The 25,861-nt window shown below is 66.5% G+C and carries 19 protein-coding genes and 2 pseudogenes; 11 read left to right on the top strand and 10 right to left on the bottom strand.

The features are described from left to right. Positions 1–312 precede the first annotated feature (312 nt). The gene (locus tag ACETMP_RS15155) at positions 313–1,071 is read left to right on the top strand and encodes an RMD1 family protein (protein ID WP_375161553.1); all 759 of its coding nucleotides are present in this window, start codon (positions 313–315) and stop codon (positions 1,069–1,071) included. A 93-nt stretch (positions 1,072–1,164) separates the two neighbouring features. On the opposite strand, the gene ACETMP_RS15150 is transcribed toward ACETMP_RS15155, so the two are convergent. The 4 genes and pseudogenes from ACETMP_RS15150 to ACETMP_RS15135 form a co-directional block, all read right to left on the bottom strand. Continuing rightward, positions 1,165–2,772 carry a PEP/pyruvate-binding domain-containing protein gene (locus ACETMP_RS15150; RefSeq protein ID WP_375161552.1) on the bottom strand — a complete coding sequence of 536 codons (1,608 nt, stop codon included), beginning with the start codon at positions 2,770–2,772 and terminating at the stop codon, positions 1,165–1,167. Positions 2,773–2,782: 10 nt separating this feature from the next. Further along, entirely contained in the window at positions 2,783–4,708 is a 1,926-nt protein-coding gene (locus ACETMP_RS15145) for a hypothetical protein (RefSeq protein WP_375161551.1), read from the bottom strand. A gap of 82 nt (positions 4,709–4,790) precedes the next feature. Then, positions 4,791–5,980: pseudogene (locus ACETMP_RS15140) on the bottom strand (acetate/propionate family kinase). A 2-nt stretch (positions 5,981–5,982) separates the two neighbouring features. Continuing rightward, a complete protein-coding gene (locus ACETMP_RS15135) occupies positions 5,983–8,397 on the bottom strand; it encodes a phosphoketolase (RefSeq protein WP_375161550.1) in 2,415 nt (804 codons plus the stop codon). 219 nt (positions 8,398–8,616) lie between these two features. Between ACETMP_RS15135 and ACETMP_RS15130 the strand changes: the two genes are divergently transcribed. The 4 genes from ACETMP_RS15130 to ACETMP_RS15115 all read left to right on the top strand — a co-directional run bounded on the left by ACETMP_RS15130 (position 8,617) and on the right by ACETMP_RS15115 (position 13,008). Continuing rightward, on the top strand, positions 8,617–9,783 hold the full coding sequence (locus ACETMP_RS15130; RefSeq protein ID WP_375161549.1) for a PA0069 family radical SAM protein: 1,167 nt from the start codon (positions 8,617–8,619) through the stop codon (positions 9,781–9,783). A gap of 22 nt (positions 9,784–9,805) precedes the next feature. Beyond that, positions 9,806–10,261: a VOC family protein gene (locus ACETMP_RS15125; RefSeq protein WP_375161548.1), complete on the top strand. Its 456-nt coding sequence runs from the start codon at positions 9,806–9,808 to the stop codon at positions 10,259–10,261. A 71-nt stretch (positions 10,262–10,332) separates the two neighbouring features. Next, positions 10,333–11,202 carry a ribonuclease HII gene (locus ACETMP_RS15120; RefSeq protein WP_375161547.1) on the top strand — a complete coding sequence of 290 codons (870 nt, stop codon included), beginning with the start codon at positions 10,333–10,335 and terminating at the stop codon, positions 11,200–11,202. Positions 11,203–11,499: 297 nt separating this feature from the next. After that, positions 11,500–13,008 (top strand): glycosyltransferase family 39 protein, encoded by a 1,509-nt coding sequence (locus tag ACETMP_RS15115; protein ID WP_375161546.1) that lies wholly within the window; start codon positions 11,500–11,502, stop codon positions 13,006–13,008. A gap of 145 nt (positions 13,009–13,153) precedes the next feature. On the opposite strand, the gene ACETMP_RS15110 is transcribed toward ACETMP_RS15115, so the two are convergent. Further along, complete coding sequence (locus tag ACETMP_RS15110; protein WP_375161545.1) at positions 13,154–13,960, bottom strand: uracil-DNA glycosylase; 807 nt, start codon at positions 13,958–13,960, stop codon at positions 13,154–13,156. A gap of 134 nt (positions 13,961–14,094) precedes the next feature. Between ACETMP_RS15110 and ACETMP_RS15105 the strand changes: the two genes are divergently transcribed. The 3 genes from ACETMP_RS15105 (at position 14,095) to ACETMP_RS15095 (ending at position 18,752) form a co-directional block, all read left to right on the top strand. Beyond that, positions 14,095–15,756, top strand: coding sequence for an electron transfer flavoprotein-ubiquinone oxidoreductase (locus tag ACETMP_RS15105; protein ID WP_375161544.1), 1,662 nt, complete (start codon positions 14,095–14,097; stop codon positions 15,754–15,756). Between the two features lie 287 nt (positions 15,757–16,043). Further along, complete coding sequence (locus ACETMP_RS15100) at positions 16,044–17,843, top strand: tetratricopeptide repeat protein (protein ID WP_375161543.1); 1,800 nt, start codon at positions 16,044–16,046, stop codon at positions 17,841–17,843. A gap of 24 nt (positions 17,844–17,867) precedes the next feature. Beyond that, positions 17,868–18,752: a 4-(cytidine 5'-diphospho)-2-C-methyl-D-erythritol kinase gene (locus tag ACETMP_RS15095; protein WP_375161542.1), complete on the top strand. Its 885-nt coding sequence runs from the start codon at positions 17,868–17,870 to the stop codon at positions 18,750–18,752. A gap of 131 nt (positions 18,753–18,883) precedes the next feature. On the opposite strand, the gene ACETMP_RS15090 is transcribed toward ACETMP_RS15095, so the two are convergent. The 5 genes from ACETMP_RS15090 to ACETMP_RS15070 all read right to left on the bottom strand — a co-directional run bounded on the left by ACETMP_RS15090 (position 18,884) and on the right by ACETMP_RS15070 (position 23,603). Next, a complete protein-coding gene (locus ACETMP_RS15090; RefSeq protein WP_375161541.1) occupies positions 18,884–19,759 on the bottom strand; it encodes an alpha/beta fold hydrolase in 876 nt (291 codons plus the stop codon). Continuing rightward, a complete protein-coding gene (locus ACETMP_RS15085; RefSeq protein WP_375161540.1) occupies positions 19,752–20,384 on the bottom strand; it encodes a LysE family translocator in 633 nt (210 codons plus the stop codon). The genes ACETMP_RS15090 and ACETMP_RS15085 overlap by 8 nt, the downstream gene beginning before the upstream one ends. A 59-nt stretch (positions 20,385–20,443) precedes the next feature. Beyond that, positions 20,444–21,706, bottom strand: coding sequence for a beta-ketoacyl-ACP synthase II (gene fabF, locus ACETMP_RS15080; protein ID WP_375161539.1), 1,263 nt, complete (start codon positions 21,704–21,706; stop codon positions 20,444–20,446). Position 21,707: 1 nt separating this feature from the next. Beyond that, positions 21,708–22,223: a winged helix-turn-helix transcriptional regulator gene (locus tag ACETMP_RS15075; protein ID WP_375161538.1), complete on the bottom strand. Its 516-nt coding sequence runs from the start codon at positions 22,221–22,223 to the stop codon at positions 21,708–21,710. Between the two features lie 372 nt (positions 22,224–22,595). Next, positions 22,596–23,603 carry a polyprenyl synthetase family protein gene (locus tag ACETMP_RS15070; protein WP_028134903.1) on the bottom strand — a complete coding sequence of 336 codons (1,008 nt, stop codon included), beginning with the start codon at positions 23,601–23,603 and terminating at the stop codon, positions 22,596–22,598. A 132-nt stretch (positions 23,604–23,735) separates the two neighbouring features. On the opposite strand from ACETMP_RS15070, the gene ACETMP_RS15065 reads away from it, so the two are divergent. From ACETMP_RS15065 to ACETMP_RS15055, 3 genes and pseudogenes are all read left to right on the top strand, one after another. Beyond that, positions 23,736–23,963: a DUF2007 domain-containing protein gene (locus ACETMP_RS15065; protein ID WP_028134904.1), complete on the top strand. Its 228-nt coding sequence runs from the start codon at positions 23,736–23,738 to the stop codon at positions 23,961–23,963. Then, a complete protein-coding gene (locus ACETMP_RS15060) occupies positions 23,956–24,720 on the top strand; it encodes a tRNA1(Val) (adenine(37)-N6)-methyltransferase (RefSeq protein WP_375161537.1) in 765 nt (254 codons plus the stop codon). Before ACETMP_RS15065 ends, ACETMP_RS15060 begins: the two co-directional genes overlap by 8 nt. 214 nt (positions 24,721–24,934) lie before the next feature. Next, positions 24,935–25,842, top strand: a pseudogene (locus ACETMP_RS15055) (S49 family peptidase). The last annotated feature ends 19 nt before the right edge of the window (positions 25,843–25,861 follow it).

The raw sequence follows: 25,861 nt of genomic DNA, 5'->3' as shown, positions 1-25,861 counted from the left end.
GGCGGTGCCGCGGCATGCGATGGTAAACCCTCGCCAGTCATTGCAGTCAAAAGTGTCCTGCGCGGGCTGGTAATATTGCCGATTGTTTCGGCACAAGCCCGGCCCGACAGTATCAAACCGGGGCTTCATGGCGGCATTCTCGCTGCGCCGGCACTCCTGCCACAGCTGAGGATGCAGCTTGCAGGGAAAGGTCGAATGAAAATGTGTGATCTTGCGCGCAGGAGAGGCCTGATATGAACGCCGATCAAATCGCCGTCGGCGGCGCCGCTCTCGCCGAAGCAGGCCGCGCCCACCTTGCGGATCCGGGCGCTGATGCTGGGCGACCGCATCAATGCTTCCGGCCTGGAGATCGGGACGCTGGTCTCTTCCACCCCGGCGGCCTTCCGGGTCCATGCCGGTCTCGCCGTGGTCTTCCGCTACGGCGTCGTGGTGCTGATCGGTCTGCTCCCGTCGGAGGAGAAGGTTCTCATCGACAACCTGACGTCACGCGTGACCGGAGAGCTCAGCCCCTACGAAGAAGAGATCGCGCAGGCCCAGCTCTGCAGCGATGAGGCCGCCGAGGCGATCCAGCCGGGCGGGCCGATCTGCCTTGCCAAATTTTCCGACGACCGGCTGCTGCTGATTGCGGATGCGCTCGCCAAGAGCACGTCGCTGGCGCGCGACGAGCGGCGCGTCGCCGCGGTCTTCGACGTGATCGAGCCGTTTGCACGGGAGCTCGCCGAACACGGCCGCACGCCGCAACGGCGCAAGGCCATCCTGCAATTGATCGGCAACGCACTGCTGGTGCAGCAGCGGGTCGCCGGCCGCGTCGCCATCGCCGAGAAGCCCGACGTGCTCTGGGAGAAGCCCGAGCTCGATCGGCTCTATTCGCGCCTGGAGGACGAGTACGAGCTGAAGGAGCGCCTCGACACGCTCGAGCGCAAGCTTGCCGCGGTGTCGGAGACCGCCAACGCGCTGACCGACATCATCGACACCCAGCGCTCGCTCCGCCTGGAGATTGCCGTCGTGGTGCTGATCCTGATCGAGGTCGCGATGGGAAGTTTTCAGCTCCTGACCGGCAGCGGTCACTGAAGCATGACCCGGAAAAGTGCGAAGCGGTTCTCCGGAAAGAACATGCGTGAACAGGAACCAAAAGCACGAGGATTCATACAATCTCATCGCGCTCTAAGACGCGGCGGCGTGCCTGTCATGTTGGGGGGATTGCGCCTGCCATGCCGCGATCTCGGCAAGCTCGGCTTCGGGGCGGGTCCGGATCGTCTCGCATCGTCCGAGATAGAGCTCTCCGGCGTCGCCCTCGATCGTCATCCACTCGCCTTCGTCAAGCGTGGCGCTTCCGAGCTGGGCCCGCTTTGCGGCGGGATCGATCTTCAGCTCGCGGCAGCCGACCACGCAGGGTTTGCCCATTTGCCGCGCCACCAAGGCCGCATGCGAGGTGCGCGCGCCGATCGACGTGACGATGCCGGCGGCAAGCGCGAAGCCTGCGACATCGGCGGTGCTGGTGTCGGGGCGCAGCAGGATGACCGGCTCGCCCGCCGCCGATAGACGCTGGGCGCTTTCGGACGAGAACACCGCCCGTCCGATCCCAATGCCGCCGGAGGCGCCGATGCCGGTCACAGCTGGTCTGCCCGGAGCAACCAATCTGGTTTCGGTGAGCGAGGCGAGGTCGACCTCCGCGATCCGTTCCAATGCCTCGTCCTTCGAGATCAGGCCTTCATGCACGAGGTCGATCGCAATCCTGGCGGCGGCTCGCGGCGTGCGCTTGGCCGTCCGGGTCTGGAGGATCCAGAGCTTGCCGTTCTCGACCGTGAACTCGACGTCCTGCGCATCGGCGAACGCGTGCTCGAGCCGCCTCAGGACATCGCCGAGCTCAGATTCCAGTTTTGGCAGCTCGCGGGCGATCGCCTCTGGCGTATCGGGTGCGCGCCGTCCGGAAACGACGTCTTCGCCCTGCGCATCGAGCACGAGGTCGATCATCGGGCGCGGCGCGCCCGTCGACGGATCGCGCGAGAATGCCACGCCCGCGCCGGAGGCAAGACCGCCATTGCCGAACACCATCGCCTGCACGGTCACGGCGGTGCCCTCGAGCGCTTCGAGGTGCTGGAGGCTCCGATAAGTCTGCGCGCGCTCGCTCGTCCAGGAGCAATAAACAGCTTGGGCCGCCGCCTCCAACTGCGCGAAGGCATCCTCCAGCGAGCCGTCGCCTTGGTCCTCGATCAGCGCCTGCTCGCGGCCGGCGAGCCGCTCGAGCGCTTCACTGTCGAGCTCGCGGTCGCTGCCGGCGTATTCGGCTGCGACGAGTTCGGAGATGCGTGTGGCAAACCCGGCCTGGTCGAGCCCGAGCACGGTCTCGCCGAAGCTCTCCAGGAAACGGCGCCGGCAATCCCAGGCGAGCCGCGGCCGGCCGGTCGCGCGGATCAGGCCGTGCACGGCGTCCAGCGTGCAGCCGACATTGAGGACGGTTTCGAGCATGCCCGGCATCGATCGCGCCGCCCCCGAGCGCACCGACACCAGCAGCGGCTGCCGACGGTCCCCGAAGCGCTTTCCGGTGGCGCTCTCCAGAAACGAAATTCCCTCCTTCAAGCCGTCGCGCAGATGCCGCGTGGCGTGTGCATGGCCGGCGATGATCTCGACGCAGAGCTTGACCGGGAGCACGAAGGCGGGCGGCACCGGCAGGCCCAGCGCCGCCATGCGGGCGAGATTGGCGGCCTTGGCGCCGATTTCTTCGGCGGGCCGCAAGTCGGCGGCGTCAGCGCCGATACGCACGATATGCATGGTGGTCCCCTCAAGCTGCGAGATCGATCATGATGTGGCGGCGGAGCAGATGGCCGAACGCGGCGAAGCGATCGGTGGCGCGCTCGACGGCGCGGGCGAGCTCGATCACCGACAGCGAGGTCGCGACGTCGCAGCCGCCGCCGAAGACCAGCGCGGTCGTCGCGCGTTCGCGTCTGTCAGCGGCGTGTTCGGCGTCGATCAGGCGCGTCACGGCGGAAAGCGCGTCCTCTGATTCGGCGCGCCGTCCTTCCGGCACGTCGATCGCAGCGGCGATGCCGCTCGCGGCCACTTCGGTCGCGATCTCGGCCACGGCGCAAAGCTCGGCCAGCGATGCCAGCAAGGACGGTTCGGTCTTTTCCGGCATCAGCGAGGCGATGAATGCGGCCTGCTCCAGTTCGTCGATCGCTTCCTCTGCACGATCGATCAACTGGCCGATCAGCGGGCGCGCATTGAGCCGATCGACCTCGTTGCGGCTCTCGATCGCGATTCTGTCGGCCTTCTGCTCGATCATGCCGCAGCGTTGCGTCAGCAGCCTGCCGTCGGCGGGCTGGGCGGCGCGCAGGGCGGCAATGTGGCGCGAGATCGCCGCGACGAGATCGTGGGCGAGACCGATCTGGCGCAGCACGGCTGCGAGAAGAGCGCCATCGACGCGATCCAGGTGCCGCATCAGATCGGCTTCGATCTGGTCGCGCACCGTCCTCACCGAGCGGCCCGCCAACAATGCCTCGGTCGAGGCGCGCAGGGATGCCTTGAGGAAATCGATCGCGGCGGTGCGCCCGAGCGCCTGGTCGAGCCGCTCGCCGAAGCCGATCCGCGTGGGAGCGGCATTCCGCACCGCCGAGCCCAGCAGCTCGTTGCCGCCGAGTTCGAGGAAGCCGCGATGGCCGATCCGCTGACGCGCCGCCCACTCCAGGATGCGTGCCGCGTCCTCTTTGGCGACCCAGGTCCGGAGCAGCTTGCGCGCCTTATTCCAGTCGATCAGAAAGACCAGTGCGGCACCGAGCGCTGCGAGGAATTCGTTGCGATCGGCGGCGTGGTCGCCCTGATACTGGCCGGTGACCAGGTAGAAGGAATTGTCCTCGCCGAGGCCGGCTGCGGTGTGGCGATCAAGACCGCTCCAACTCGCCGCGAACGCGTCGAACAGCGAGATGAAGAATTTCGCCCGCGCCAGATGCACATCGGTGTAGGTGACGGTGACCGCGTTCTTCTTCACCGCGATCACGACGACATGGGCGTCCGTGGTGCCGATGTCGTTCTGGATCAGCAGCCGGCCGCTGGCGCGTGTTGCCATGGTGTCGAGGCCGGGGTGATTGAACTTCAGACCGCGCGTCGCGTTCAGGCCCTTCATGAAGGCGGCGACGGCCGGCCGGTCCTCGCTGTGCAGGCCGAAGACATGGGCGCCGTCGAGCGCTTCTTCCGCGCAGCTCGTTGCCAGCCTGTTGAGCTGTTTGTGCAGGTCCATGACGAGGCGATGCAGGCTGTCGCCGCCTGCGTCCACGCCGGTCAGTCGCACGATGTGGGACATTGCGATCTCATCGGCGGGGTCGAGCAGGCCGGCCGCGCGGATCGTGTCGAGGCGCGCCCGCGCTTTCTCGCCTTCGTTCGCCGCCCCGGCGGCGACGGCGCGGATCATGGTCGCCGCATCTTCCGCAATCGCCTGCATCAGCTGCGCCAGATCGGGAGCCGCGAGCCGACCCTGTCCGATCGGGCGGGCGCCGCCGATCAGCGCGGCGATCGCCGCGGGGGCGATGCCCGCAGCCTGACTCTCCACGCCAAGGTCGCTCGCGGGTCGACCCGGCTCCTGCGCATGCCGGGCCGCCGCCTGCAGCGCGCTCATCCGCACCTTGATGCGGTCGTTGGCGGCGAGCCCTTCCGCCACCAGCGCGGGCAACAGGATGCCGCCTTGTCCGAGCTCTTCGATGATATGGGTCTTCATGATCTGTCCGCTCGAGGATTGCTGCGATGCTTATGCCGCGAAACCGCGGCGGCATCATTGCGGCAGATCATTCATAAAAATGTCACGTGGCGTTGCGGCTGCGGATCAGCGCCGCACAATGTCGCGCAATCGTCATCTCTTCATCGGTCGGGATGACGAACACATCAATAGCACTTCCGCCAGCGCCGATCTGCTCGCGCGCCGCATCGTTCGCCGCAGCATCGATGCGCACGCCGAGCCAGCCGAGCCCCTCGCAGATCGCGCTGCGAATCTCCTTGGCGTGCTCGCCGATGCCGCCGGTGAAGACCAGGCAGTCGAGCCCGCCGAGTGCTGTGGCCATCATCGCGATCTGCTGCGCCGCGCGGTAAGTGAAGAGCTCGATCGCCTCCCGCGCCTCGGCCTCGCCGCTCGCCAGCAACGTTCGCATGTCCGCGGAGATGCCGGAGACGCCGAGCAGGCCGGACTGGTGATAGAGAAGGTGCTGGATCTGCTCGGCCGACATCTTCTCATGCTGCTGCAGATAAAGCAGCACGCCGGGATCGATGGTGCCGCAGCGGGTGCCCATGACGAGGCCGTCGAGCGGCGTCAGTCCCATCGTGGTGTCGATGCTGCGGCCATGGTGCAACGCGCACAGGCTGGCGCCGTTGCCGAGATGCGCGATGACGCTGCGCTTGGCGATGAGCTCCGGCGCGATCGCGGCGAGGCGGCCCGCGACATATTCGAAGGAGAGGCCGTGAAAGCCGTAGCGTCGGACGCCACGCTCTTCATATTGCCGCGGAATCGCAAAGCGCCGCGCCGGCTGCGCGAGGCCGTGGTGGAAGGCGGTGTCGAAGCAGGCGATCTGCGTCAGCGCAGGCCGGATCGCCGCAAGCGCGCGAACGGGCGCGAGGCAGCGCGGCTGGTGCAGCGGCGCCAGCGGCGTCAATGCCGCCAGCTTCGCGGTGACGTCGTCCGTCAGTACGACCGGGCCTGAATAATCCGGCCCCCGTGGACGATGCGGTGGCCGGCCGCGCGCAGGCTGTGCGCGCTGAACCTGCTCTCGATGAAGGCGAGCACGTCGGCGAACAAATGGCCGCCGTCGGCGTCCGGCGCCTCCTTCCGTGCCGCGAGCAGGTCCTCGCCCGTGGGACTCTTTACCACGAGGCGCGGTCTTGCCTCATGCTCGTCGAGCAGGCCCTTGCAAAGCAGGACGGGCTCGGCCGCCGAGATGTCGAACAGGCCGAACTTGATGCTCGAGGATCCCGAATTGAGGACGAGGACCGTGTCCGACATGGCTAGTCGCCGGCTTCGGCAGGCGTGTTGCCGCCGGAACTGTTGGGCCAGACCCAGTCGCGGATCTCCGGCATGTCCTCGCCGTGCTCGCGCACATAGCGCGAATGCTCGATCAGCTTGTCGCGGAATTGCTGCTTGGTCTGCGTGGCCTTGGCCGCGAGTCCGGGCACGCGTTCGATCGCCTCGATCGCGAGGTGGTAGCGGTCGAGCTCGTTGAGCACGACCATGTCGAACGGCGTCGTCGTGGTGCCTTCCTCGGCGAAGCCGCGCACGTGCATGCCGGCATGGTTGGTGCGGCTATAGGTCAGCCGGTGGATCAGGTAGGGATAGCCGTGATAGGCGAAGATGACAGGCTTGTCGCGCGTGAACAGGCCGTCGAAGTCGCGGTCGGACAGGCCGTGCGGATGCTGATCCTTCGGCTGCAGCGTCATGAGGTCGACGACGTTGACGACGCGGATCTTCAGATCCGGCAGCGCCTTTCGCAAGAGATCGACGGCGGCGAGCGTCTCCAGCGTGGGGACATCGCCGGCGCAGGCCATCACCACGTCCGGTTCGCCGCCAGCCTTCTCCGTCCCCGCCCAGCTCCAGATGCCGATTCCGGCGTCGCAATGCGTGGCGGCGTCCCGCATCGACAGCCATTGCGGCGCCGGTTGCTTGCCGGCAACGATGACGTTGATGCGGTTGTAGGTGCGCAGGCAGTGGTCGGCGATCCACAGCAGCGTGTTGGCATCAGGCGGGAAGTAGATGCGAACGATGTCGGCCTTCTTGTTGGCGACGAGATCGACGAAGCCGGGGTCCTGATGGCTGAAGCCGTTATGGTCCTGACGCCAGACGTGCGAGGTCAGGAGGTAATTCAGCGAGGCGATCGGGCGCCGCCACGGCAACTCGCGCGTGACCTTCAGCCATTTGGCGTGCTGGTTGAACATGGAATCGACGATGTGGATGAAGGCCTCGTAGCACGAGAAGAAGCCGTGCCTGCCGGTGAGCAGATAGCCCTCGAGCCAGCCCTGGCAGAGATGCTCGCTCAGCACCTCCATGACACGGCCATCCTGCGCCAGATGCACGTCGTAGGATCTGATCGGCTCCATCCAGACGCGTTCGGTCGCCTCAAACACGGCGTCCAGCCGGTTTGACGCGGTCTCGTCCGGGCCCATGATGCGGAAGTTACGCTCCTTCGCGTTGAGGCGGATGACGTCGCGCAGGAACTTGCCGAGCTCGCGCGTCGCTTCGGCCATGACGCCGCCGGGCTGCGGCACCTCGATCGCGAAGCGGTGGAAGTCCGGCAGCTTCAGCTCCTTCTTCAGCAGCCCGCCATTGGCATGCGGGTTGGCGCCCATGCGGCGGTCGCCGCGAGGCGCGAGCGCCTGAAGCTCGGGAACGAGGGCGCCGCTCGCGTCGAACAGCTTTTCGGGCTCGTAGCTGCGCATCCAGTCTTCGAGCACTTTCAGGTGCGCCGGATTCTCGCGGCAGCCGGCGACGGGGACCTGATGCGCGCGCCAGAAGCCCTCGACCTTCTTGCCGTCGACCTCCTTAGGGCCGGTCCAGCCCTTCGGGCTGCGCAGCACGATCATCGGCCAGCGCGGCCGCTCGACGCTGCCGCGCCCGTCGCGGGCGTGCTGCTGGATCGAGCGGATGCTGGCGAGGGCGACGTCGAGCGCGTCCGCCATGGCCCGGTGCATCAATTTGGGGTCGTCACCCTCGACGAACAGCGGCTCGTGGCCGAAACCGCGAAAGAGATCGCGGATTTCCGCATCTCGCATCCGGCCCAGCACGGTCGGATTGGCGATCTTGTAGCCATTGAGGTGCAGGATCGGCAGCACCGCGCCGTCATGGGCGGGGTTCAGGAACTTGTTGGAGTGCCAGGACGCAGCCAGCGGACCGGTCTCGGCCTCGCCGTCGCCGACGACGCAGGCGACGATCAAATCAGGATTGTCGAAGGCCGCGCCATAGGCGTGCACCAGCGCGTAGCCGAGTTCGCCGCCCTCGTGGATCGAGCCCGGCGTTTCCGGCGCCGCATGGCTCGGGATGCCGCCGGGAAAGGAGAACTGCCGGAACAGCTTGCGCATGCCGGCCGCATCGCGGGCGATCTCGGGATAGATCTCGCTGTAACTGCCTTCCAGATAAGTGTTGGCGACCATGCCCGGCCCGCCATGGCCGGGGCCGCAGACATAGATCACGTCGAGATCGAGCGCGAGGATCACGCGGTTGAGATGGGCGTAGATGAAGTTCAAACCCGGCGTCGTGCCCCAATGGCCGAGCAGGCGCGGCTTGATGTGCTCGGCCCGCAACGGCTCGCGCAGCAGAGGATTGTCGAGCAGATAGATTTGCCCCACGGAGAGGTAGTTTGCGGCGCGCCAATAGCGATCAAGCAGATCGAGATCGCTGCTCGCGACAGCTGATTGTTGTTGATTTGTCATATTCTTGCCGATCGTTGCCGAGCCAAGCCTCGCGATCGTCACCAACTTTGTTCCGGCGCGATCGATCCCGGGGCGACATCAAACGAGATCGTTACGACAGCCTTGTTGCGTGAGGTCAAAGGACCGCGCTCGAAATTTGGGCGATAGCTCCGCCTGGGTTGTTTTCCCATTCCTTGTTTGTGTTCTTGATTTGTTCCTATCTCGTGCTATCTTGGCTTCATGAGTCCAGCAGCATCCTCACATGCTCTCAAGCACCCGCCGGTCAAGGCGCCCTCCGAGCCGGCGGGTGCGGACTCTGATTTTCCGGAACTCGGCGTCGCCATCGACCGCGCCCGCCGGCGAGGGCGGGGGGCGCAGTCCAATGCCAGCGGCCGCTACGAGGCCGAGGCGCGCGTCGCTTTCGACGACGGCTGGCAGAGCCTGGAAGAGCTGCCGCCGTTCAAGACCACGGTCGCAATCGACACGTCGCGCAAGGTGATCACCCGTAACGACTCACCCGACATCGGCTTCGACCGCTCTATCAATCCCTATCGCGGCTGCGAGCACGGCTGTGTCTACTGCTTCGCCCGGCCGACCCACGCCTATCTCGGCCTGTCGCCGGGCCTCGATTTCGAATCGAAGCTGTTTGCGAAACCCGAGGCGCCTTCGCTGCTCGAGAAGGAGCTCGCCGCCTCCGGCTACGAGCCGCGGATGATCGCGATCGGCACCAACACCGATCCGTATCAGCCGATCGAGCGCGAGCACAAGATCATGCGCGGCATCCTCGAGGTGCTGGAACGTGCCGGCCATCCCGTCGGCATCGTCACCAAATCAGCGCTGGTATTGCGCGACATCGACATTCTCGCGCGGATGGCCAAGCGCAACCTCGCCAAGGTCGCGATATCAGTGACCTCGCTCGATCCGAAACTGGCCCGCACCATGGAGCCGCGCGCCGCGACACCGCCGAAGCGGCTGGAGGCGCTGAAGCAGCTCTCGGACGCCGGCATTCCGACCACCGTGATGGTGGCGCCGGTGATCCCCGCGCTGAACGATTGCGAGATCGAGCGCATTCTCGATGCCGCCGCCCATGCCGGCGTCAAGGAAGCCTCCTATGTGCTGCTGCGGCTGCCGCTTGAGGTGCGCGATCTCTTCCGCGAATGGCTGATGGCGAATTATCCGGACCGCTACCGCCACGTCTTCACCCTGATCCGCGACATGCGCGGCGGGCGCGATTACGATGCGAAATGGGGCGAGCGGATGAAGGGCACCGGCCCGATGGCTTGGACGATCGGCCGCCGCTTCGAGATCGCCTGCGAGCGGCTCGGGCTGAACAAGCGGCGCTCCAAGCTGACGACGGATCACTTTGCGCGGCCGAAGCGGAACGGCGACCAGCTCAGCCTGTTCTGATCGGAAACGGAAGAGGCGTCGCATGCTAGGGGAACACAACGTGCCGGTGCCGCGGCTCACGGTCATCACGCTCGGCGTCAGCGACATCCGCGCCAGCATCGCTTTCTACGACGCGCTCGGTTTCTCGCGCCGGCTGAAGGCGACCGGCGAGGCCGTCGCGTTCTACGATACCGGTGGTCCCGTGCTCGCTTTGTATGGCTGGGATCAACTCGCGGCCGACGCGGGGCTGCCAGACCAGCCGAGGCCGCAGGCCTTCCGCGGCATGACGATCGCCTGGAACTGTCGGACCCGTGAGGAGGTCGATGCGGTGATGGCCTTTGCGCTCGGCAAGGGGGCGAAGCTGGTGAAGACCGCGCACGAGACCGATTACGGCGGCTATTCCGGTTATTTTGCAGACCCCGACGGTCATCCCTGGGAGGTCGTTGTCGCGCCCGGCATCGATGTCGGCGACGACCGGCGGGTGCATCTGGCGGAGTAGATGCCTGAATAGCGGGAATTGCGAGAGGTTCCCGGTTGCGCAGGCCGGGCGCCTTGCGCACGATCCCCGCCATGATTCGGGACAAGTCCGCCACCAAGCCGGCCAAAGATGCGCCTAATAGGCCTGGGAAGAAGGCTGCTGCGAACAAGGCAGCGCCTGCCAAGCCGGCCAAGACGGCTGCGGCCCAAGCCATGGCCGCTCCCGCCGGCAAGAAAGGTATCATTGCCGTCGCTCCCCCGAGCTTTCGCCGCGAGCGCGCGCTGATCAAGCGCGGGGTCTGGCCGGTCGCCGGCTGCGACGAGGCCGGTCGCGGACCGCTGGCTGGGCCGGTGGTGGCGGCTGCCGTGATTCTCGACCCCGACCGCATCCCGCGCGGCATCGACGATTCCAAGCGCCTGACGGCCGAGGAGCGCGAAAAGCTGTTCGACAAGATCTGCGCCACCGCGCAGGTCTCGGTTGCCGTTGCCTCGCCCTCGCGAATCGATCGCGACAACATCCTGCGCGCCTCGCTGTGGGCGCTGAAGCGCGCCGTGGTGGCGCTGCCGGAGGCGCCCAGGCATGTTTTCGTCGACGGTCGCGACCGGCTCGACACGGAATGCGACTGCGAGGCCGTGATCGGCGGCGACGGCATCGTGCTGTCGATCGCCGCGGCCTCCATCATCGCCAAGGTGACGCGCGACCGCCTGATGTGCGCGCTGGCGCAGGACTGCCCCGGCTACGGCTTCGAGCAGCACAAGGGCTATGCCGTCCCCGAGCACCTCGACGCGCTCGACCGCCTCGGCCCCACCATCCACCACCGCAGCTTCTTCGCCCCGGTCGCGGCCGCGCGCGCCAAGCACATGCCGTGGACCGTCGAGCCGGTGCAGGATCTGTTCACGGTGACCGAGGTCGAGGTGCAGGTGGACGCGAACGTCGAGATCGACGCATCGGCCGCGCTCTAGGTTCTAGCCCCACTGCTTCGCCATCGTCATGCCCAGGCTTGTCCCGCCTGCGCGGCCGAAGCCGCTTCGGCGAGGCGAAGGCCGGGCATCCAGGTTCTTTGGAGCTGGCAGGAAAGACGTGGATGGCCGGGTCCAGCCCGGTCCTGACGATCTGTTGTGCGTGTGCCTTTGCCTCTCGCCGTAAGAACGGGGAGAGGGAGCACACCGAAGTTGCCACGGCACGAGACGCCCCTTATCAAAGTGGAAGTGAGCGAACAGGGCCGGCTGGACGGGTTGGCTGCATCTTTCGGGCGTTGCATGCGGTTTACCTCCCTGGTCATCGAGCTCATTCGCGCCCGGCCGCGGCTGATCGTATGGATCGCCGTGCTGCTGCAGGCTTTGATGTGGCTGGTCGTGGCGCTGGTGTTCTACCGCAGCCCGCCCGGTACCTTGGCGACGCTGCTGGCTTTCGGACGCGAATACCGGGTCGGCACCGACCTCGGTCCGCCCCTGCCGGTCTGGCTCGCCGACATCGCCTATCGCGCCGCCGGCGGTCACATGTTCGGTGTCTATGTGCTGGCCGAGCTCTGCGAGATCGCGACCTTCATCGCGCTGTATCATCTGTCCCGCGCCGTGGTCGGCTCGCAGCACGCGGTGCTCGCCGTGCTGCTGACCATGACGGTGCTCGCCTTCTCCTCCTCGGCGCTCGATTTCGGCCCCCTCGTGCTGGCCCGGCCGCTGTGGGCGCTGCTGCTGCTGCACTCCTGGCAGATCATCGGCCAGCGCCGCGGCAATGCCTGGTTCGCCTGGTCGATCGAGGCCGGCCTGTTGCTGCTGACGACGCCCGCGGCGATCTTCCTGCTGCTGCTGATCGTCGTGTTCGCGGTCTCGACCGCCGCCGGCCGCCGGACGCTGCGCGCGCTCGATCCGCTGTTCGCGCTGATCGTCGTCGCGGTGCTGGCGCTGCCCTATGCGGTCTGGCTGATGCGGGCGGAGACGCTTGCGATGCCGGCCCTGCCGCAAGTTGCGGAGCTGAGTGCCCGCGCCCTGCATGCGGCCTGGCTGCTGGGCGGCCTCGTGCTCGGAGCCGCCGCGATCCCGGCGCTGACCTTCCTCAACACCGGCCTGTTTGCCGGCAAGGGCGAGGAGCCGCCGATCATCTACCGGCCGCCGGTCGAGCCGCTCGCGCGCAACTTCGTCTATTTCTTCGCGCTCGCCCCGGTGCTGGGCGGGGTGCTGGTCTCCGGCCTGCTGGGGCTCGAATCCGTCGTCGGCGGCGCCGGCGTCGTGCTGGTCATGTCCGGGCTTGCCGTGGTGGTCGCGGCGGGCGATCTCATTGCGATGCGCCGCGCGCGGATGCTGCGCATGGTGTGGGCCGCCGCCGTCGTGGCCCCGGCCATCGGCGTCGTCCTGGGCGTCCTGCTGCTGCCCTGGACCGGCACGGGCGAGATCGCGACCTCGATGCCGGCGCGCGCGATCTCGGACTTCTTCGACGACAGCTTTGCCCGCCGCACCAACCACCGCCTGCGCGCCGTTGCGGGCGAAACGCAACTTGCGAGCCTGATCACGCTGCATTCAGGTCGTCCGCATCTTTTCATCGATGCCGACCCTGCGCGCACGCCGTGGATGAATCACGCCAAGTTCAGCGAGACCGGCGGCGTCGTGGTCTGGCGCGCCTCCGACACCGCCGGCACGCCGCCGCCGGACATCCTCAAGCGCTTTCCCGGCATTGTGCCGGAAGTGCCGCGTGCCTTCGAATGGCTGGTGACCGGCCGCCAGCAGCTGCTGCGCATCGGCTGGGCCATCGTGCGGCCGAAGGGGACGTGACACTCTCGTGCCCCGGACGCTGCGCAGCACGAAGTGATGCGCTGCAGAGCCGGGGCCTGTCTTGCCGCACGGTACGTGGTGCTTTTTGGGTCCCGGCTCTGCGCAGCGTCACTACGTGCCGTACCGCGTCCGGGACACGAGAGCATCAACCCGCCAGCACCTTGGCGATCGCACGCAGATCCTGCCACGCCAGCCGCTTGTAGGACGGCGAGCGGAGCAGATAGGCGGGATGGAACGTCGGCAGCGCCCGGATGGTGCGCGCCCCGGTCTCGTAGTCGAACCAGCGCCCGCGGGTGCGCATGATGCCCTCGCGCGTTCCCAGCAGTGTCTGGGTCGAGGGGTTGCCGAGCGTCACCAGCACATCCGGATTCACCAGCTCGATCTGGCGCTGGATGAAGGGCAGGCAGATCTGCGTCTCCTGCGGCGTCGGCGGGCGGTTGCCGGGCGGCCGCCACGGAATCACGTTGGCGATGTAGGCGGTGCTGCGGTTGAGGCCGATGGCGCCGATCATCAAATCGAGCAGCTTGCCGCTGCGCCCGACGAAAGGCAGGCCGTCGATGTCCTCGTCGCGGCCCGGCGCCTCGCCGACGAACATGATGCGTGCCTGCGGATTGCCGTCGGCGAACACCAGCCGCGTCGCGGTGTGCTTCAGCGCGCAGCCCTCGAAATTCTGCATCAGCTCGCGTAGCGCCTCCAGCGTCGGCGCGGCGCGTGCGGCGTCGCGCGCGGAGGCCATGGCGATGTCGGGAGCCGGCGCGGCCTCGCCGCGCATCACCGCCGGCGCGGCGTGCGGCCGCGGCACCTCGATCGCAGGTGCGATGCGCGGGGTCGCGGGCGGAGCATCCAATTCCGCCAGGCGGTCGATCGGTTCCTCGGCGAGCGCGCAGTCGACACCGGCCTCCAGATAGAAGGCAAGAAGCTCTCGGACGGTGGGTGCGGGTTCGGGGATCATGGAAAGTCAGACTTTTATATCAGTTTGGGGCGCCTTGCATCCCAGCGAAATGCATTTCCGCTGTTGTCCTGCCCGGAAAAATCGGAAACAAGAGGGCGCAAACGACCGAGGACCGTCTCGAGGGCTGAGATCAGATGAGCACCGAAGAACTTCCCCCGCGCGAATCCATGGAATTCGACGTCGTCATCGTCGGCGCCGGCCCCTCGGGCCTGGCGGCCGCGATCCGGTTGAAGCAGCTCAACGCCGACCTCAACGTCGTCGTGGTGGAGAAGGGCTCCGAGGTCGGCGCGCATATTCTCTCCGGTGCGGTGATCGATCCGGCCGGGCTCGACAAGCTGCTCCCGGACTGGCGCGAGGATCCCGATTGCTCGCTCAAGACTCAGGTGAAGGACGACCGCTTCTACTGGATGACGGGCGCCGGCGCGATCAGGCTGCCGAACTTCGTGATGCCGCCGCTGATGAACAACCATCACTGCTATATCGGCTCGCTGGGCAATGTCTGCCGCTGGCTGGCGCGCAGGGCCGAGGCGCTCGGCGTCGAGATCTATCCGGGCTTTGCGGCGGCCGAGGTGCTCTACGACGAGGCGGGCAACGTCAAGGGTATCGCCACCGGAGACATGGGCATCGGCCGCGACGGCAAGCCGAAGGACTCCTTTACCCGCGGCATGGAATTGCTTGGTAAGTACACGCTGTTCGCGGAAGGCGCCCGCGGCAGCCTGACCAAGCAGCTCATCAACAAGTTTGCGCTGGACGCCAACAGCGAGCCACCGAAATTCGGCATCGGCCTCAAGGAAGTCTGGCAGATCGACCCCGCCAAGCATCAGAAGGGCCTGATCCAGCATTCCTTCGGCTGGCCGCTCGACATGAAGACCGGCGGCGGCTCGTTCCTCTATCATTACGACGAGAATCTCGTGGCCGTCGGCTTCGTCGTCCACCTCAACTACGACGATCCCTATCTCTCGCCGTTCGACGAGTTTCAGCGCTTCAAGACCCATCCCTCGATCCGTGGCACTTTCGAAGGCGCCAAGCGGCTCGCTTACGGCGCGCGCGCCATCACCGAGGGCGGTTATCAGTCGGTGCCGAAGCTCAGCTTCCCAGGCGGCGCGCTGATCGGCTGCGCGGCCGGTTTCGTCAACGTGCCGCGCATCAAGGGCGTGCACAATGCCATGGGCACAGGCATGCTCGCGGCCGAGCATGTCGCAGCCGCGCTTGCCGCCGATCGGGCCAATGACGAGCTCGTCGAATACGAGAACGCCTGGCGGTCCTCCTCGGTCGGCAAGGACCTCTTCCTGGTCCGCAACGTCAAGCCGCTGTGGTCGAAGTTCGGCACGGTGATCGGCGTCGCGCTCGGCGGTTTCGACATGTGGTGCAACACGCTGTTCGGAGCTTCGCTGTTCGGCACCCAGTCACACGTCAAGCATGACCGCGCCACGCTCGATCCGGCCAAGCAGCACACGCCCAGGAACTACCCGAAGCCGGACGGGAAGATCTCCTTCGACAAGCTGTCCTCGGTGTTCCTGTCCAATACCAACCATGAGGAGGACCAGCCGGTCCATCTGAAGGTCACGGACATGAACCTGCAGAAGACCTCCGAGCACGACGTCTTTGCCGGTCCTTCAGATCGCTATTGTCCCGCCGGCGTCTATGAGTGGATCGAGGAGGGATCGGGTCCGCGTTTCCAGATCAACGCCCAGAACTGCGTCCACTGCAAAACCTGCGACGTGAAGGATCCCAACGGCAACATCACCTGGGTTCCCCCGGAGGGCGGCGGCGGCCCGAATTACGAGGCGATGTAAGGTAGGTCACGCCGGGAATCTGCCGCACGTTCGCGTGAGGATGCGGCTGCGGCCACCCGCCGCGGCCACGATAAGGCCATAGTGGCGGCGTCTTGGGGCGCTGTTGGCGGATTTACTTGCCGATTTGGCCCGCGTGGCGGGGATCGTCGGGTCCGAATCCTTGCGGCGAAGCGCCAAAAGCGGCATTGTCGGCCCAACAATTCCGGGTCCGGATGCCTCCGGCAGCGTCCGCATGCGATACGGTCATTGCTGCAAACCCAGGCACTACCAACTCAAGGCGAGCCCTGATGTTTTCAAATCGTTTCAACCGCTGGACTGTTGCCGCCATCGCCCTCCTGGGCACAGCGATCGCGGCCGTCCCCGGCAGGGTGCTGGCGCAGACGCCGGACCATCCCTCCGACACGGCGGCGCAGTTTCCGACCCGAAACGACCTGAAGTCGCTGACCGGTGCCGGCAGCTATCTTGCCGCCCGTCACGCCAGTGTCGAGCGCGACGCGGCCTCCGCCGCCGCATTTTACCGCTCGGCCTTGCGCACCGATCCGAAGAACAACGAGCTGCTCGACCGCGCCTTCATCTCGTCGGTCGCCGACGGTGACATCGACGAAGCGGTCAAGCTCGCCGAGCGCATCCTCACCATCGACAAGACCAACCGCGTCGCGCGTCTCGTCGTCGGCGTCCACGATCTCAAGGTGAAGAAGTACGCGGCCGCGCAGACCAACATCAGCCAGTCGATCCGCGGTCCGATCACCGACCTCGTCGCCACGCTGCTGTCGGGGTGGGCCGCCTATGGCGCCGGCGATGCCAAGGGCGGCGTCGCCACCATCGACAAGCTGGCAGGTCCCGAATGGTATCCGCTGTTCAAGGACCTTCACGCCGGCATGATCCTCGAACTCTCCGGCAAGGAGAAGGATGCCGGCACCCGCTTCGAGCGCGCCTACAAGCTCGACGATTCCATGCTGCGCGTGACCGAGGCCTATGCGCGCTGGCTGTCGCGCAACAACAAGGACTCGGCTGCCGCGACCAATGTCTATCAGGCCTTCGACAAGAAGCTCGCGCGCCATCCGCTGATCCAGGAAGGCCTGCGCGAGACCAGGGCCGGCAAGAAGATGCCGCCGCTGGTCGATTCCGCGCAGGCCGGCGCCGCCGAAGCGCTTTACGGCATCGGCGCCACGCTGACCCGCCGCGGCGGCGAGGATCTGGCGCTGGTCTATCTCCAGCTTTCGCTCTATCTCCAGCCGACGCACCCGCTGGCGCTGCTCTCGCTCGCCGATCTCTATGAATCGGTGAAGCGGCCGAAGATGGCGATCAAGGTCTATGAGCGCGTGCCCGCGACCTCGCCGCTCAAGCGCAATGCGCAGATCCAGCTTGCCATCGATCTGGATTCCGCCGACCGCACCGAGGAGGCGATCAAGATCCTCAAGGGCGTCACCGCGGAGGATGCCAAGGATCTCGAAGCCATCATGGCGCTCGGCAACATCGAGCGCGGCCGCAAGAGGTTCAGCGACTGCGGCGCGACCTATTCGCGAGGCATCGACGCCCTGACACCCGGCAACGACAAGGCCAACAGCGTCTGGTACTATTATCGCGGTATCTGCGAGGAGCGCTCCAAGCAGTGGGCCAAGGCCGAAGCCGACATGAAGAAGGCGCTCGAGCTGCAGCCCGACCAGCCGCACGTCCTCAACTATCTCGGCTATTCCTGGATCGACCAGGGCGTGAACCTCGACGAAGGCATGAAGATGATCAAGCGCGCCGTCGAGCAGCGTCCCGACGACGGCTATATCGTCGATTCCCTCGGCTGGGCCTATTACCGCATCGGCAATTACGAGGAGGCGGTGAAGAATCTCGAGCGCGCGATCGACCTCAAGCCCGAGGATCCCACCATCAACGATCACCTTGGCGATGCTTATTGGCGGGTCGGGCGCACGCTCGAAGCCAAATTCCAGTGGTCGCACGCCCGCGACCTCAAGCCCGAGCCGGAAGAGCTTCCGAAGATCGAGGCCAAAATCGCCAATGGTCTCGCCGACGATAATTCGAACTCTTCGGCCGCGCAGGCGGACAAGAAGAAGGACGACGGCAGGGGCGGCTGAGGTTTTGTTGGGGGCGTGTCGCCGATGCCGGCGTTGATCGAACAAGGACGGGCGAAGGTCAACTTGAGCCTTCGCGTGGTCGGCCGTCGTGCCGACGGCTATCATGATCTTGAAAGCGTGGTCGCGTTCGCCGACTGCGCCGACCGGCTCACGCTGGAGCCGGGGGGCGAGCTGAAGCTCACCACCACCGGGCCGCTGGCCGCGGCCTGCGGCGATACCGCCGACAATCTCGTGCTCAAGGCCGCCACGCTGCTCGCCGAAGCGGTGCCGGGCCTGAAGCTCGGCGCGTTCGCGCTCGACAAGGTGCTGCCGGTTGCCGCCGGCATCGGCGGCGGCTCGGCCGACGCCGCCGCGGCGCTACGGCTCTTGGCGCGTCTCAACGATCTCTCGCTCGATGATCCCCGCATTCAGAAGGTCGCGCTCGCGACCGGCGCCGACGTGCCGGTGTGCCTCGTCTCGCGCGCCTGCGACATGACCGGCGTCGGCGAGCAGCTGCTGCCGCTGAGCCTGCCGAGCATGCCCTGCGTCATGGTCAATCCGCGCGTGCCCGTCGCCACCAAGGACGTGTTTCAGGAGCTCGGCCTGCGCAACGGTGAATTGCGGGTCGGCGTCACCGACGTCATCCGTGCTCCGGCCTGGCCGGAAGAGGGCGGATCGATTGCCGATTGGGTCGCAGTGCTCGAACGCGTTCCCAATGATCTCGAAGCGCCTGCGCTGCGCATCCAGCCGGTGATCGGCGAGGTGCTGGAGGCCTTGCGCGACTCCGCCGGCGTTCAACTCGCCCGCATGTCCGGCTCGGGCGCGACGTGCTTTGCGATCTATGGCGCGGAAAACGAAGCGCATGCCGCCGCCCAAACGATTCGTCGCGATCACCCCGGCTGGTGGGTGCATGCGGGGACGTTGAGCTAGGTCTGATCGTCATTGCGAGCGCAGGTGCCGTAGGGTGGGCAAAGGCGCAAAGCGCCGTGCCCACGTTCATCCAAGATTTGCGATGAAAGCGATGGTGGCACGCTGCGCTTTGCCCACCATACGGCAGTGAGCTAGCCGTTGTCCTCAGCCAGTCCCAAGAATCGCCTGATCTCGCCCAGCACCTCCTGCGGCTTGTCGTGCTGCAGCCAATGGCCCGCACCGGCGATGGTCTCGACACGCGCCTCCCGGAAATAGCGCTCCAGGCCTGCGGCCCTGGCGCCGGCGAGAAAGCTTTCGCCGGCGTTGAGCAGCAAGGTCGGGCAGGCGATGCGCGACCACAGCGCGAGGTGATCGTCCGGCCAGAGCCGGTGCGGCGCCGATGCGCGCTGATACGGATCGAACTTCCAGCTGTAGCTGCCGTCCTCATTCTGCCGCGCGCCGTGGGTGGCGAGATGCAGCGCCAGGTCGCGGGCGAGCCGCTTGTTGTGAAGCATCATCTGGTCCGCTGCGTCTTCGAGGGTGGCGTAGCGGCGCGGCGTGCGGTCGTGCAGCCTGTCCAGCTGGCCGACCCATTTGCCGATGCGCTCATGCGCCGGCGGCTTCGGCGCGTCCGGCAGCATGGTCACGCCGTCGAGCACGACCAGCTTTGCGACCTGTTCAGGGAACGATCCTGAAAAGATCAGGCTCACCATGCCGCCCATCGAATGGCCGATCAGGGTGACCCGAGGCGCGGCGATGACGCGGACGAGCTGGGTGAGATCGTAGACATATTCGGTCAGGGCGTAGCTGCCGCCTCGGGTCCAGTCGGAATCGCCGTGGCCGCGCAGGTCCGGTGCGATCACGTGGAAATGCCGTTGCAACGACCGGGCAATGACGTCCCAGCTCCGGCAATGATCGCGGCCGCCATGAACCAGGATGAGGGCCGGCGCGCTCTCATTGCCCCAATCGGCGTAATGCAGCCGCAGACCGTGCGATTCATAGAAGCGGCTCTGCGGGATGCTAACCATTTGCCGGCCGCCGCGCCAATGCAAGCGACAGGCCGAGACCCGCGATGAAGACGCCGGAGCCCTGGGTGAGACGCCGCATCAGACGCGGTCGCCCGATCAGCTGCGTCCGGGTCGCGGAGGCCATCAGCACCACGACGATGTCGGCCAGCGTGTTCAACGCCACCGAGATCGCACCCAACATGATGAATTGCAGCGTGGGGCTCGATCCCGTGGGATCGAGGAATTGCGGAATGAAGGCGAGGAAGAACGCGGCGGTCTTCGGATTCAGCGCCTCGACCAGCACGCCGTCGCGGAAAGCGCGATCGTCGCCGGCAGCTTCGCTCTCGAGCGACAATGCGCGGCTGGCGCTCCGAAACGTCTTGATGCCGAGCCAGACCAGATAGAGCGCGCCGACGAATTTGACGGCGGCGAACAACTCGGCGCTGGCGAGGATGATTGCGGAGATGCCGAGGCTGCCTGCCACCACATGAACCAGCCCGCCCAGCGCGGTGCCCGCGGTCGATGCAAAGCCGCTGGCGCGGCCGTCGGACAAGGTCCGTGCCGCGACGTAGAAGATGCCGGGACCGGGAACGGCGGCGATGAGACAGGCTGCGGCCAGGAACAGCCAGATGTTGGTTTCAATCATCCTGTTTTCGTAGCGCAGCGGACCGCGATTGCAAGCCTTCAGGTTCGAAGAGCCTTCGTTTAATCCATGCGGCGGAAGATCACGCTGGCATTCACCCCGCCGAAGCCAAAGCCGTTGGAGATGGCATGCTGCATCGGCATCGGCCGCGCGGTGCCGGCGACGATGTCGATGCCATCGGCGCCCGCATCGGGGTCTTCGAGATTGAGCGTCGGCGGCGCGATCTGGTCGCGCAAGGCGAGCACGGTGAAGATCGCTTCCAGGCCGCCGGCGGCGCCGAGCAGATGGCCGGTGGCCGATTTGGTCGCGCTGACGGCAATGCCGCGGTTGCGGCCGAACAGCGCGGCGATCGCCCCGAGCTCGCTCTCGTCGCCGGCGGGGGTCGAGGTCGCGTGCGCATTCAGGTGCTGCAGATCCGTGGGCGCAAGCTTTGCCTGACGGAGCGCGATCTCCATGGCGCGGCGGGCACCTTCGCCATCGGGCGGACCCGATGTCATGTGGTAGGCGTCCGCCGTCGTGCCGTAGCCGACGATCTCCGCGATCGGCGCCGCGCCGCGCGCAAGCGCATGCTCGAGCGCCTCGATCACCAGGATGCCGGCGCCTTCGCCCATCACGAAACCATCGCGCTTGCGGTCGAAAGGACGCGAAGCGCGCGCGGGCTCGTCGTTGAAGCCGCTCGACAGCGCGCGGGCCGCGGCAAAGCCGCCGAGGCTGACGATGTCGATGCAGGCCTCCGCGCCGCCGCAGATCGCGACATCGGCCTCGCCAGCGCGGATCATGCGCGCGGCATCGCCGATCGCCTGCACGCCGGCGGCGCAGGCGGTGACCGGCGTGCCCAGCGGGCCCTTGTAGCCGTATTTGATCGAGACGTGGCCGGCGGCGAGGTTGGCCAGGAACGAAGGGATCGTGAATGGCGACAGCCGGCGCACGCCGCGCTGCTCGGTGATGCGCACCGCCTCCGCCATCGCCGGGAAGCCACCGACGCCGGAGCCGATGATCGTCGCGGTCCGCTCCAGCGCGCCTGCGTCCTGCGGCGTCCATTTCGCCTGCGCGACTGCTTCTGCCGTGGCGAGCAGCGCGAACAGGATGAAGCGGTCCATCTTGCGCTGGTCTTTTGACGCGGCAGCTTGCGCGGGATCGAAGCCACCGTCTGCATCGTCGGTCTTGTCAGGCACGAGCCCGGCAATGCGTGCCGGCAGCACCTGCGCCCATTCGGGCAGTGGGCGTAAACCGCTTTGGCCGGCGAGCAGCCGGCGCCAGGACAGTTCGACGCTGCAAGCCAGCGGCGACACCGCGCCCATTCCCGTCACGACGATACGACGCATGTCAGTCTCCATCCGGCGCGACAGCCGGGTTCATGGCCTTGAGCGAAGCGAGCCGTGTGCGCATCCCGCGGCTGGCGCGGGGACCTGCGATCACGACCGCATTGGCGAGCGTGATCGGCTGCATGTCCGCGGCGTCGACCACGACCGGATCAAGCGGGCGGCGGTCATTACGGTTCGCCAGCACGATGGATTCGCCTTTGGGCGCGAGGTGCTTGTTGCCCCAGGCCAGCAGCGCCACGATGACGGGAAAGAAGTCCCGCGCCTTGTCCGTCAGCACATATTCGTAACGCGGCGGCCGCTCATGATAGCGGCGGCGGACGAACATGCCTGATGCGGTGAGATGGGCGAGGCGCCGCGACAGGATGTTCGGCGCGATGCCGAGGCTCTGCGCGAATTCGTCGAATTTCGTCACGCCCTGAAACGCATCCCGCAGGATCAGGATGCTCCACCACTCGCCGACCGTCTCGACGGCACGGCCGACCGGGCATTCCTGGATGGAGGGGGATTTAGGCTGCATGGTCGGAAGGTAGGCAAGTGGCTTGCAAAATGCAAGTGACTGCGTGCGAGGAGCTATGTGGAGCGAGTGAGGCTGGATTCTGCTGGTGAGATGAAGCGCGCTCTCGTGCCCCGGACGCAGCGCAGCGCCTCTTAGCGGTGCGCTGCAGAGCCGGGGCCTATATTGATCATGATCGCGGATGTCGCATGGGTCCGGGCTCTGCGCAGCACGTTTCACGCTGCAGCGCGTCCGGGACACGAGAGCGAGCGCTGCCGTTGCGGCGTACTAGCGCAGCGAAGCAATCCAGCTTGTCTCCGCGGCGGGATTCTGGATTGCTTCGCTACGCTCGCAATGACGGGTGCAGGGAGCGCGCAAAGCGTGAGCGTCAGTCGCCTAGTGCGACCGCGCCAGGCAGAACGCCACCACCTGCTCCAGCGCGCTCTTCATCGGCGAGGACGGGAACAGCGCCAGCGCGTCCACGGCCATGGCGCCGTAGTGCTGGGCGCGGCTGAGCGTATCCTCCAGCGCGCGGTGCTTGTTCATCAATCCGATGGCGTGATCGAGATCGCTGTCGCCGATCTCGCCGCGCTCCAGCGCCCGGATCCAGAAGGCGCGCTCGGTGTCGTTGCCGCGGCGGAAGGCGAGCACGACGGGCAGGGTGATCTTGCCCTCGCGGAAATCGTCGCCGGTGTTCTTGCCGAGCTTGGCGCTCTTGCCGCCATAGTCGAGCACGTCGTCGACGAGCTGGAAGGCGATGCCGAGATTCATGCCGACCGAGCGGCAGGCGGTCTGCTCGGCCTTCGGACGGTTGGCGATGACGGGGCCGACCTCGCAGGCGGCGGCGAACAGCTCGGCGGTCTTGCCGCGGATCACGGCGAGATATTCGTCCTCGGTGGTCGCGGTGTTCTTGGCGGCGGCGAGCTGCATCACCTCGCCCTCGGCGATGGTGGCGGCCGCCGCGGAGAGGATGTCGAGCGCGCGGAGCGAGCCGACCTCGACCATCATGCGGAAGGCCTGGCCGAGCAGGAAGTCGCCGACGAGGACGCTGGCCTCATTGCCCCAGAGCATGCGCGCCGACAGCTTGCCGCGGCGCATCTCGCTCTCGTCCACGACGTCGTCGTGCAGCAGCGTGGCGGTATGCATGAACTCGACGGAGGCGGCGAGCTTGATGTGGCCGTCGCCGGTGTAGCCGGCGAGGTTGGCCATGGCGAGCGTCAGCATCGGCCGCAACCGCTTGCCCCCGGAGGAGATCAGATGGTTGGCGACCTCCGGGATCATGGTCACGTCGGAGCCGGTCCGCGACAGGATCGTGGCGTTGACGCGCTCCATGTCAGGGGCGACAAGGGCAACGAGCTGTTCGATCGACGCGCCGGGAGTTTCGAAAGGTACGATGACGGCCACGCCGGTCTCCAATATTTGCCCCGGAAGGGCTATTCTGACGGAAAGACAATAGAAACTGGCGGCGGATGCGGCAAGTGCTGCGGAACCATTGACATTTGCCGCTGCCCCGTTTTCAGGCAGGAGACCTGGGATTTGCGTGAACTGGTTCGGACCAACGACATGGTGCTGGTGTCGGCGATCGGCGCGCTGCTCGATGGCGCCAATATCCATCATCTGGTGCTTGACCAGAACATGAGCATCATCGAGGGCTCGCTCGGGATCTTGCCACGGCGGATCCTCGTGCATGAGGACGATGTCCAGGAGGCGAGGGAACTCCTCACCCAAGCCGGCCTCAGCCACGAACTGCGTGGCGATGAGTGAGGCGGCAGACATCACCGAGGATGCCATTCTCGGCGGCCAATTGCGCCTGAAGCAGAAGCGGTCCGGCCATCGCGCCGGGCATGACGCCATCCTGCTTGCGGCGGCGACCGAGGCCCGCAGCGGAGACCGCGTGGTCGATTTCGGAGCCGGCGTCGGGACGGCCGGGCTGGCGCTCGCCCGCCGCGTCCCCGGTATCGCCCTCAGCCTGGTCGAGATCGATCCGGAGCTGGCCGGGCTCGCGCGCGGCAACGCGGCGGCGAATGCGATTGCCGCCGAGACGATCGTGCTCGACGTCACGGCCGGCGCCGAGGCCTTTGCCTCGAATGGGCTGCCGCCCGACAGCGTCGACGTGGTGCTGATGAATCCGCCGTTCAACGATCCGGCCCGGCATCGCGGCTCGCCGGATCAAGCGCGTCACATCGCGCATGTGGCGACGGAGGAGACTCTGCATGCGTGGGTGCATGCAGCGCGGCGCATCCTCCGATCGAACGGCGTGCTGACATTGATCTGGCGTGCGGACGGCATCGCCGATGTCCTGGCGGCGTTGTCGCGCGGCTTCGGCAGCCTCTCGATTCTGCCGGTTCACGGCGACGCGGGGCGGCCCGCGATCCGCGTGCTGGTGCGTGCGGTCAAAGGTGGCCGGGCCCCGACGCGCTTGCTGCCGGGCCTTATGCTCAACGACGAGACACGCGTATCAAACAGCGAGATGACGGAGATTTTGGAGGAAAAAGCGGCCTTGCCGCTGGTGGAACCTTGACGGCTTACCGGGGGATCGATTCCGATTGCTGCTCGTGCGGAGTGGTCAGTCGGATCGCCATGAACAGCGCGCCGATCAGCAGCATCAGCAGATAGATTTTCATGGTGTTCTCCACCGCCTCATTGCAGCCTTCCAAGGGGAAATCTGCAAAACACGTTCCAGGCACTTCCAATGACAGTCGCGTGATAAGAAATGGTTAATCAGAGGTAACGGCATGGCCGAACAATTGAACGATCGTGAGAGTTCCGGCCTGGCCGACAAGCTCATGCAATTTCTTCCGGCGCGCTTCCGCCCCGGTACCGCGGTGGTGCCGGTGGTGCGGCTGTCGGGCGTGATCGGCGCGGTGACGCCGTTGCGCGCCGGTCTGACGCTTGCGGAATCGCGAGAGTGCTGGAGCGCGCGTTCTCGTATCGTCACGCCAAGGCGGTGGCGCTGGTGATCAATTCGCCCGGCGGCTCGCCGGTGCAGTCGCGCCAGATCTATCTGCGCATCAAGCAGCTCGCGGCGGAGAAGAAGCTGCCGGTGCTGGTGTTCGTCGAGGACGTCGCGGCCTCCGGCGGCTACATGATCGCCTGCGCCGGCGATGAGATCATCTGCGATCCCTCTTCGATCCTCGGCTCGATCGGCGTGGTCGGCGGCAGCTTCGGCTTCCAGGAGGCGATCAAGCGACTCGGCATCGAGCGGCGGCTCTACACGTCGGGCGAGCACAAGGCGATGCTCGACCCGTTCCTGCCCGAGAATCCCGACGACGTCGCCAAGCTGAAGGCGATCCAGCGCGAGATCCACCAGATCTTCATTTCGCTGGTGAAGGAGAGCCGCGGTGCGCGCCTCAAGGGCTCCGACGATACGCTGTTCACGGGCGAATACTGGGCCGGCGACAGTTCGGTCGCACTCGGGCTTGCCGACAGCATCGGCGATCTGCGCTCAACTCTTCGTGCCCGCTATGGCGACAAGGTTCTCACCCCCGTGATCGCGCAGCCGACCGGGCTGCTCTCCGGCCTTCTGGGACGGAAATCGCCCGGCGCGGGGCAGCTTTCGGCGCTGGAATCGATCGCCGGGTTGCCGGACGATCTGATCTCGGCGGTCGAGACGCGGGCAATCTGGGCGAAATTCGGGTTCTAGCCGGTGCCGTCCCGCGCCA

It is taken from the genome of Bradyrhizobium dasycarpum, from assembly GCF_042019905.1.
GTDB classification, from domain to species: domain Bacteria; phylum Pseudomonadota; class Alphaproteobacteria; order Rhizobiales; family Xanthobacteraceae; genus Bradyrhizobium; species Bradyrhizobium japonicum_B.
Note: the sequence above shows the minus strand (reverse complement) of the source record. Positions and strands in the feature narration are given on the sequence as shown.

Bases quoted from the DNA above. Each gene is read 5' to 3' on its own strand.
- ACETMP_RS15155 (WP_375161553.1), top strand. From the start codon at position 313: ATGCTGGGCGACCGCATCAATGCTTCCGGCCTGGAGATCGGGACGCTG.
- ACETMP_RS15150 (WP_375161552.1), bottom strand. From the start codon at position 2,772: ATGCATATCGTGCGTATCGGCGCTGACGCCGCCGACTTGCGGCCCGCC.
- ACETMP_RS15145 (WP_375161551.1), bottom strand. From the start codon at position 4,708: ATGAAGACCCATATCATCGAAGAGCTCGGACAAGGCGGCATCCTGTTG.
- ACETMP_RS15135 (WP_375161550.1), bottom strand. From the start codon at position 8,397: ATGACAAATCAACAACAATCAGCTGTCGCGAGCAGCGATCTCGATCTG.
- ACETMP_RS15130 (WP_375161549.1), top strand. From the start codon at position 8,617: ATGAGTCCAGCAGCATCCTCACATGCTCTCAAGCACCCGCCGGTCAAG.
- ACETMP_RS15125 (WP_375161548.1), top strand. From the start codon at position 9,806: ATGCTAGGGGAACACAACGTGCCGGTGCCGCGGCTCACGGTCATCACG.
- ACETMP_RS15120 (WP_375161547.1), top strand. From the start codon at position 10,333: ATGATTCGGGACAAGTCCGCCACCAAGCCGGCCAAAGATGCGCCTAAT.
- ACETMP_RS15115 (WP_375161546.1), top strand. From the start codon at position 11,500: ATGCGGTTTACCTCCCTGGTCATCGAGCTCATTCGCGCCCGGCCGCGG.
- ACETMP_RS15110 (WP_375161545.1), bottom strand. From the start codon at position 13,960: ATGATCCCCGAACCCGCACCCACCGTCCGAGAGCTTCTTGCCTTCTAT.
- ACETMP_RS15105 (WP_375161544.1), top strand. From the start codon at position 14,095: ATGAGCACCGAAGAACTTCCCCCGCGCGAATCCATGGAATTCGACGTC.
- ACETMP_RS15100 (WP_375161543.1), top strand. From the start codon at position 16,044: ATGTTTTCAAATCGTTTCAACCGCTGGACTGTTGCCGCCATCGCCCTC.
- ACETMP_RS15095 (WP_375161542.1), top strand. From the start codon at position 17,868: ATGCCGGCGTTGATCGAACAAGGACGGGCGAAGGTCAACTTGAGCCTT.
- ACETMP_RS15090 (WP_375161541.1), bottom strand. From the start codon at position 19,759: ATGGTTAGCATCCCGCAGAGCCGCTTCTATGAATCGCACGGTCTGCGG.
- ACETMP_RS15085 (WP_375161540.1), bottom strand. From the start codon at position 20,384: ATGATTGAAACCAACATCTGGCTGTTCCTGGCCGCAGCCTGTCTCATC.
- fabF (WP_375161539.1), bottom strand. From the start codon at position 21,706: ATGCGTCGTATCGTCGTGACGGGAATGGGCGCGGTGTCGCCGCTGGCT.
- ACETMP_RS15075 (WP_375161538.1), bottom strand. From the start codon at position 22,223: ATGCAGCCTAAATCCCCCTCCATCCAGGAATGCCCGGTCGGCCGTGCC.
- ACETMP_RS15060 (WP_375161537.1), top strand. From the start codon at position 23,956: ATGAGTGAGGCGGCAGACATCACCGAGGATGCCATTCTCGGCGGCCAA.